The sequence below is a fragment of the Pedobacter sp. HMWF019 genome (assembly GCF_003061025.1).
In the GTDB taxonomy this organism is placed as follows: Bacteria; Bacteroidota; Bacteroidia; order Sphingobacteriales; family Sphingobacteriaceae; genus Pedobacter.
In genome coordinates this window covers 1-7,610 of record NZ_QAIL01000158.1, presented here as the reverse complement: position 1 = coordinate 7,610, position 7,610 = coordinate 1, and the positions used below count along the sequence as shown (strand labels likewise).

At 40.6% G+C, this 7,610-nt stretch carries 5 protein-coding genes and 1 pseudogene; 4 read left to right on the top strand and 2 right to left on the bottom strand.

Going from position 1 to position 7,610, the window contains the following annotated elements; translation table 11 throughout:
* The first annotated feature begins 111 nt into the window (after nucleotides 1-111).
* From DBR11_RS10230 to DBR11_RS10215, 4 genes are all read left to right on the top strand, one after another.
* Nucleotides 112-594, top strand: coding sequence for a lipocalin family protein (locus tag DBR11_RS10230; RefSeq protein ID WP_108552247.1), 483 nt, complete (start codon nucleotides 112-114; stop codon nucleotides 592-594).
* A gap of 123 nt (nucleotides 595-717) precedes the next feature.
* Complete coding sequence (gene dnaE, locus DBR11_RS10225) at nucleotides 718-5,151, top strand: DNA polymerase III subunit alpha (protein WP_108552245.1); 4,434 nt, start codon at nucleotides 718-720, stop codon at nucleotides 5,149-5,151.
* A gap of 140 nt (nucleotides 5,152-5,291) precedes the next feature.
* Nucleotides 5,292-5,609: a thioredoxin gene (gene trxA / locus DBR11_RS10220; RefSeq protein WP_108552243.1), complete on the top strand. Its 318-nt coding sequence runs from the start codon at nucleotides 5,292-5,294 to the stop codon at nucleotides 5,607-5,609.
* An 80-nt stretch (nucleotides 5,610-5,689) separates the two neighbouring features.
* Nucleotides 5,690-6,610, top strand: coding sequence for a DUF58 domain-containing protein (locus DBR11_RS10215; protein ID WP_108552241.1), 921 nt, complete (start codon nucleotides 5,690-5,692; stop codon nucleotides 6,608-6,610).
* Here DBR11_RS10215 and DBR11_RS10210 read toward each other — a convergent pair.
* Together DBR11_RS10210 and DBR11_RS29550 are read right to left on the bottom strand one after the other, a co-directional pair.
* Nucleotides 6,607-7,056, bottom strand: coding sequence for a hypothetical protein (locus tag DBR11_RS10210; protein ID WP_108552239.1), 450 nt, complete (start codon nucleotides 7,054-7,056; stop codon nucleotides 6,607-6,609). The two genes, DBR11_RS10215 and DBR11_RS10210, sit on opposite strands and share 4 nt — an antisense overlap.
* Before the next feature lie 37 nt (nucleotides 7,057-7,093).
* Nucleotides 7,094-7,610, bottom strand: a pseudogene (locus DBR11_RS29550) (hypothetical protein); the annotation flags it as partial.

Here is a 7,610-nt window from a genome sequence, read left to right as displayed (position 1 = left end):
GTTATACAATTACTGCTTTATAAAAAATGCTTTTTAAAACTTTATGATTCCTTGGGGGTTTTATGATAAAGAATTTACATTTGCTTAATACTATAGAAACGAGAACTTGATATGGACAATATACCTGTTGAAAAAGTAGATGTGCTCTCTTATGCCGGAAAGTGGTACTCGCTTTGCTCCATCCCAACGTTCCTGGATAAGCACTGGAGGCACACGATCGAGACTTATGTGATCCATCCAGACGGGTATTATGCAGTATTTACCACTTACAAAGTTGTTGGAGAGCAAAAGCAAAAATATATCCGCTCTAAGTTGTTTACAGTCAGGGGTACTGGTAATGCCATTTATAAAGCCCAGTTCGTATGGCCTTTTAAAGTAGACTACTGGGTGATCGAACTCGCAGAAGATTATTCCTATGTAGTGATCGGACATCCTAAGCATAAATATTTATTTATTATGGCAAGGAAACCTCAGCTTGAAGACCAATTGCTTAATGATATTATTGCCCGTTGCAAGGAGAAAGGATATGATACCACTAAACTGGTTTCGCAGGAACATAAATCTGCGGCAAAGCAAAAGTTAGCTGTACATTAGAAGCGGAAAAATCAGGAGCTTAGAAAATTAGGAATTTATTCCCGTTTAAGCATTCGGAACATTTAAAAAATCCGTAATTTTGGCTATTCTTTTTTTTAAGCGAGAATCCTTAATTACCCCCATATGTATTTGATTTTTGATACCGAAACGACTGGTTTACCAGGTAATTTTAATGCGCCCATTACCAATACCGATAATTGGCCGCGTTGTATACAGATTGCCTGGCAGCTCCATGATGAGTTTGGTGTACTGATAGAAAATCAAGATTATCTGGTTAAACCCAAGGGATTTAATATTCCCTATGATGCAGAACGTATCCACGGAATTTCTACAGAACTGGCAGAAGAGCAGGGAATAGAACTTGAAGAAGTTCTGGCAAAATTCAATATCGCCTTATCCAAAGCTGAATTTATAGTAGGTCAGAACATTGGTTTTGACGTCAATATTATGGGCTGTGAGTTTTACCGGTATGGCGTAGAAAACCGGTTGGCAGATATGCCTGTATTGGATACCTGTACTGAAGTGACTGCTGAACTCCTAAAGTTGCCAGGAGGAAGAGGAGGTAGATTTAAATTGCCTAATCTAACTGAATTGCACCAATATCTTTTTGGTGAACCCTTTGCAGAAGCACACAATGCAACTGCCGACGTTGAAGCGACAACGAGGTGTTTCCTGCAATTGTTGAAAATTGATGGATTTAAACCGGAACAACTCAAAAGGGATGCAGATTATGTAAGGGCTTTCAAAGAACGTAATCCAGGTGTTATTCCAACAACAGGATTAAAACATATTAACCTTAAGGCCGCTTCTGAGGGAATTCGTGAGCGTCTAAAAAAGGCAGAGGGTGGTGGTCTGTCGAGACAGGCCTTGAAGGAAAATCAGGAGGAATTGAAGAATGCCGTATTTGCGCATTTACACAACCACACACAATTTTCCGTATTACAATCTACCATCAATATTCCTGATCTGATCAAAGCTGCGGCTGCAGATAAAATGCCTGCAGTGGCCATGACTGATCACGCCAATATGATGGGTGCTTTTCATTTTGTTAATCAGGTTCTGAATTATAATAAAGGCGCAGAGGCCAGGAACCAGGCTGCTGTAGAGAAGGGAGAGGAGCCGGTAGATGTGGTTCTAAAGCCAATTGTAGGTTGTGAGTTCTTTGTATGTGAAGATCACCTGGACAAGAGTCGCAAAGACAACGGATTCCAGATTGTATTAATGGCAAAGAATAAAAAGGGCTATCACAATCTGGCCAAAATGTCTTCTATTGCTTATACCAAAGGTTTTTATTATGTGCCGAGGATAGACAGAAAGGTGATTGAAACCTATAAGGAAGATATTTTGGTTCTTTCGGGAAACTTGTACGGAGAGATTCCGAGTAAACTCTTAAATGTAGGTGAAAAACAAGCGGAAGAAGCTTTGCTCTGGTGGAAAGAACAATTTAAAGATGATTTTTATATAGAAGTTCTGCGTCACAATCAGGATGACGAAAACATTGTGAATAAATCGCTGATCAGCCTGGCTAAAAAACACGATGTAAAGCTGATCGCAACAAATAATACCTATTACATTAATAAAAAAGACGCCAACGCCCACGATATCTTATTGTGTGTAAAAGATGGTGAAAAGCAGGCAACGCCAATAGGACGCGGGCGTGGTTATCGTTATGGTCTACCCAACCAGGAATACTATTTTAAATCGGGTGAGGAGATGAAAAACCTCTTTGCAGACCTGCCTGAAGCCATCCTCAATATTGGGGAGATTGTAGATAAGGTAGAAAGCTATAAACTGGCCAGAGAGGTACTCTTACCTAAATTTGGTATTCCCGAACAATTTCTTGTGGCCGAGGATGAAGCGGATGGCGGAAAAAGGGGAGAGAATAAATATCTTGCACATCTGACTTATGTTGGGGCGGAAAAACGGTACGGAGAAATTACACCGGATATCAAAGAACGTCTGGATTTTGAGTTGCAGACCATAGAGAAAACCGGATACCCGGGATATTTCCTGATTGTTCAGGATTTTATTGCGGAGGCCAGGAACCTGGATGTATCTGTTGGACCAGGAAGGGGTTCTGCTGCAGGTTCTGCTGTAGCCTATTGCTTGGGAATAACCAATATTGACCCGATTAAGTATGATCTGCTTTTTGAGCGTTTCCTGAACCCGGACAGGGTGTCTATGCCCGATATCGATATTGACTTTGATGATGAGGGCCGCGGAAGGGTTATGGACTATGTAATTAAGAAATATGGGGCCAATCAGGTTGCCCAGATCATTACTTACGGAACCATGGCAGCCAAGTCTTCCATCAGGGATACTGCAAGGGTATTAGATTTACCGCTTTTTGAAGCAGATAAGATTGCCAAGCTGATCCCAAATATGAAGCTGGCCAAAATCTTTAACCTGGATGAAAAGAACTTAAAAGAAGCGCTTAGAGCGGATGAATATGAAAAGGTTGTAGAGCTTAAGGCTATGGCTGGATCTAAGGACCTGAGTGCGGAAACCATACAACAAGCGAAAATATTAGAAGGTTCTTTAAGGAATACAGGGATTCATGCCTGTGGCGTGATCATTACACCGGATGATATTACCAATTTCGTACCGGTTGCTACGGCAAAAGATTCAGATTTGTATGTAACCCAGTTTGATAACTCGGTAGTAGAAAGTGCTGGATTACTGAAAATGGACTTTTTGGGTTTAAAGACCCTGACTCTAATCAAGGATACGGTAAAACTGGTGAAACTGAGAAGTGGCATTGAGTTGAATCCCGATGAAATTCCTATTGATGATGTTAAAACCTATGAACTTTTCCAGCGGGGGGAAACCATTGGAATCTTCCAGTACGAGAGTAACGGGATGCAGAAATACATGAAGGAACTTAAGCCGACGGTATTTGCCGATCTTATTGCAATGAACGCCTTGTACCGTCCAGGACCACTGGAGTATATTCCAAGTTTTGTTCGCCGGAAGAATGGGGAGGAAGAAATCAAATATGATTTGGATGCTTGTGAGGAATACCTGAAAGAAACCTATGGAATTACCGTTTACCAGGAACAGGTGATGCTTTTGTCGCAGAAGCTGGCCGGATTTACCAAAGGTGAGGCCGACGTTTTGCGTAAAGCTATGGGTAAGAAACAGAAAGATGTTCTGGACAAGATGAAGCCGAAGTTTGTAACTCAGGCGGCAGAAAAGGGACATGCACCACAAGTACTGGAGAAGATATGGAAAGACTGGGAAGCTTTTGCTTCTTATGCTTTTAATAAATCGCACTCTACCTGTTATGCCTGGATTGCTTATCAGACAGCTTATTTAAAAGCACATTACCCTGCAGAATATATGGCCGCGGTATTGTCCAACAACATGAGTGATATTAAACAGGTAGCTTTTTTCATGGAAGAATGCCGGCAAATGAACGTTCAGGTACTTGGGCCGGATGTAAACGAATCGGGTATTAAATTCTCGGTAAACGATCGCGGTGAAGTCCGTTTTGGACTTTCCGGGGTAAAGGGTGTAGGGGAGAAAGCCGTAGAGAGTATCATTGAAGAAAGGGCAGAAAAGGGCCACTTTGTCAGTGTTTACGATTTTGCAAAACGTTCCAATACCCGGACTGTCAATAAGAAGGCTTATGAGAGTTTCGTGTACAGCGGGGCATTTGACAGCTTTGGTTTCCACCGGGCACAGTATTTTCATGTGGGGATTAATGACAAATTGAACGGGATAGAGAAACTGATCAAATATGCAAATGATTTCCAGAACAACGGGGCTTCTTCACAATCCTCTCTGTTTGGGGGCTCTATTGCAGATCTGATCATGGAACCCCCTTTACCAGTTGCTCCCGAATGGGGATTGATTGACCGTCTAAAATATGAAAAGGATGCCATCGGGATCTTTTTAAGTGGGCATCCACTGGATAATTATAAATTTGAACTGCAGAATTTCTGTCAACATTCGGTGAAACACCTGAGTATTATCAATAAAATCAGAACTGGAGATACCAATGAGGAGGTACTTGCGGAGTTTGAAGCCCTTAAGAACAGGGAGCTGGTGGTAGGCGGTTTGGTGGTAATAGCGGCTCAGCGAATGACCAAGACTGGAAAGCCCTTTGGAACGATTGTTTTTGAGGATTATGATGACAGTTGTGAACTGGCCCTTTTTGGAGAGGATTTTATTAAGTTCAAACAATTCCTGACCGATGGTTACTTCCTGCAGATCCGCGGAAGGGTTGGAGAGCGTTTTAGAAAGGAAGGGGATTGGGAGTTTAAAATTACTTCGATAGCCCTGCTTTCTGATCTGAGAGATAAACTGGCCAAATCACTGACGATACAAATACCTATAGAAGGAATTAATGCAGCTTTCCTAAGCTCTATACATGAAATTATAGAAGATAATAAGGCCAGTACAGATCAGCAGAACTGTAAACTTAATTTTGCCGTATATGATAGAGAACAGAATATTCAACTGGATTTGCCGTCAAAATCGTTAAAAATAAACCCGAATAACCATTTTCTTGAACAGTTAACTGGTTTGAATGTTGTCAATTATAAGTTGAACTAATGTCATTTTGACATTACAAACGTAATGGCATTAGTATTGATTATATCTTTGTAATCACAAGGGCAACAATAAGTTCAAATGTTTCTACTCATTCTAGCTCTAAGTAAGTAAATAAGAATCAATTAAATAAAATAGAAATTATGGCTTTAGAAATCACAGATGCAAACTTCGAGGAAGTTGTATTAAAATCTGATAAACCCGTTTTAGTAGACTTTTGGGCAGAATGGTGTGGTCCGTGTCGTATGGTAGGTCCCGTTGTTGATGAGATCTCCAAAGAATATGAAGGAAAAGCGATCGTGGGTAAAGTGAATGTGGATAACAACCCTCAGATCTCCACACAATTTGGAATTCGTAACATTCCTGCTTTGTTGTTCTTCAAAGGTGGTGAAGTAGTGGATAAACAAGTAGGTGCAGTTCCAAAATCGGTACTTGCAGGAAAATTAGATAAACAATTGTAATTACAATCTGATATATTTGAAAGCGTCTGTGTTTTGCAGACGCTTTTTTTATGCAGGTATATTTTTACTAGATTTATGGTATGTCATCGCAACTCGACCCTGAGAACTTAAATGCCCTGGATAATCTGGAACTGCTGGCCAGACAGGTTGTGGAAGGTTTTATTACCGGTTTGCACAAGAGTCCGTTCCATGGGTTTTCGGTTGAGTTTGCAGAACACCGGGCCTATAACCCGGGAGATAATGTTAAAAATATAGACTGGAAGCTTTTTGCTAAGACGGATAAATTGTATAGCAAGCGATACGAAGAGGAAACAAATTTGCGTTGTCAGTTTGTAATAGATGTTTCTTCATCTATGTATTTTCCCGGTGGCAAGTTTAATAAACTTCGCTTTTCGGTACAGGCAGTTGCTGCACTGATCTTTCTTTTAAAGCGGCAACGGGACGCTTTTGGTTTGAGTTTGTTTACAGATCAGGTGATCCTGAACACGCCTGCGAAGTCTACAGGAATGCACCAGAAATATTTATTTGCTGAATTGGAGAGGGCATTGCAGCGTGAAAAGGTCAACGTACCAACAGACCTGGCGGTTGCTTTACACCAGGTAGCTGAGTTGATTCACAAAAGGTCGCTGGTGGTTGTGTTTAGTGATATGCTTCAGACCATCCGGCAGGAACATCAACTGGATGCCATATTTTCTTCATTACAGCATTTAAAGTTCAATAAACATGAGGTCATCCTGTTTAATGTAATCGACAGGGCTAAAGAGGTTGCTTTTGAATTTGAGAATAAACCTTATGAGTTTATTGATATGGAGACAGGTGCATCTTTAAAGCTGCATCCCTCCAAAGTCAGAGAGCGTTATCTGCAACAGATGCAGGCCTACCGGCAGCAAATTCAATTGAAATGTGCGCAGTATAAGATTGACAGGATAGATGCTGATTTGGCGGAGGGTTTTATTCCGGTGCTGCAGGCTTACCTGATTAAAAGGCAAAAAATGGGTTAATCCCGCTTTCTGCCGTCACGATAACGGTTTAGTAATTCCTTTTTGAATGTTTCTTGGGCTCTGTAGTATTTTCCAACCGTTTTTATGGGCAGGACGGATTTTAACTGGTAATAATATTTCTTCTCAATGTTCAGCGCTTTTTGTTTAAAATTAAGCTCGTTGGTTAATAATGACTCTACCTGGTTGTCAGAAAGGTCATCGATTTCATTTGTTTTTCTAAAGCTGATCATTTTTTCCGCACGCTCTGCCCGTAACGCTGCTTGTTCCTTTTGCCAGTTGTTATAAATTGGCCAGAAAGCTCTGGATTCTTCGGGTGTTAGTTCGAGTTTACTGGTCAGATAGGCCACTTTGTAAGACTCAATGTCATTGCTTCTTTCATTTTGACGCTGTGCTGAAGCAAATTGGCCAAGGCAGATTAAAAAAGTCAATACGATGAGGTTTTTCATGTTCTTATAGTTTTACTCAAATTATACTTCTGTCTTTTTAAAGGTTCGAAGCAATGTCGGTTTGAGAATAGTTATTTAAAATATAATCTTCCAATTCTTTTTCTGAAGCATTGGTTGTTGTTTTTACGTTTTTGTTGGCTTGAATATGATCGATGATCATTTGTTCATCAATATCAAACAGGTTTTGTTCTGTCGCAATATCTGTAGATTTTGCTGCAGGAATGCTGCGGTGATTGTTCATATACAGACCAAAGGCACTCACCAGAACAAAGCAGGCCGCAGAAGCATATTTAACGATGTCTGATCGCCATAAACGGAATATGCCAGCTTCTTTCTTTGATTTAACCGTTGTGGTTTTTTCTTTTATTCTTGCTTCCAGCTGTTCAAAATAAGAGGCAGGAACAGCAAAGCCTTCTCCAGCGGAAAGATCCTTTAACTTTTCCATCGATACCTTCGTCTGAATTCTTTCCGTAAGCTGGTCAAAATAATGCTCAGGTACTGAAAAGCCCGGATGTTTTACCTTTACTTTCAACTTATCTTCTATTTCATCATTC